General features: G+C 65.0%; 1 pseudogene. It reads right to left on the bottom strand.

Annotated features, from left to right (window positions below):
- Positions 1-531 (bottom strand): annotated as a pseudogene (locus tag ACV22V_RS32525) (LPD7 domain-containing protein); the annotation flags it as partial.

The following is a 531-nucleotide window of genomic DNA, read 5'->3' as shown; positions in this document are numbered from 1 at the left end:
GTCCACAGGGCGGCCGGACACGTTTCGCAGAGCGTCGACGGATTCGGGCGTCGAGTACGCCCCACCTGCGACAAAGTCAAACTGGGCATCGAGTTCGTCGTATCCATCGGCGACGCGCCCGGGGGCATCGTCGGCGCCCCAGCGGGATTCCCACTCGGGGGCGTGGAAGTCGATTTCTCGTGCGTCGAGCTCGTCGACGGCGTCGGACGGCTGGGTGCCGTATTCAAATGCGCGTCCATCTCGTCGAAGATGTCCTTCGAGGCCGGGGAGGGAGTCGTCTGCTCGGTCATGGTGTGCCTTCAGATGTTGTGCGTAAAAACCGCGTTCGAGTTCCGCGAGCATCAGCTCGCGATCGTGGGGAGAGGATTCCTGGTAGCGCTGATACTGGCGGCTACCGCTGTTGAGATACTTCAGCTCGCGCGCACGGGTCGCGTACCACTCGTTGAGCAATGCCGTGATGTTGTCCGGCGTGCGGCGCGGCGCGACGCCGGCCTCGTACCGGTCAGCGGCGTCGGCCGACAGCGCTTGCAG

The sequence above is a fragment of the Burkholderia sp. AW33-5 genome (genome assembly GCF_053427615.1).
Note: the sequence above shows the minus strand (reverse complement) of the source record. Positions and strands in the feature narration are given on the sequence as shown.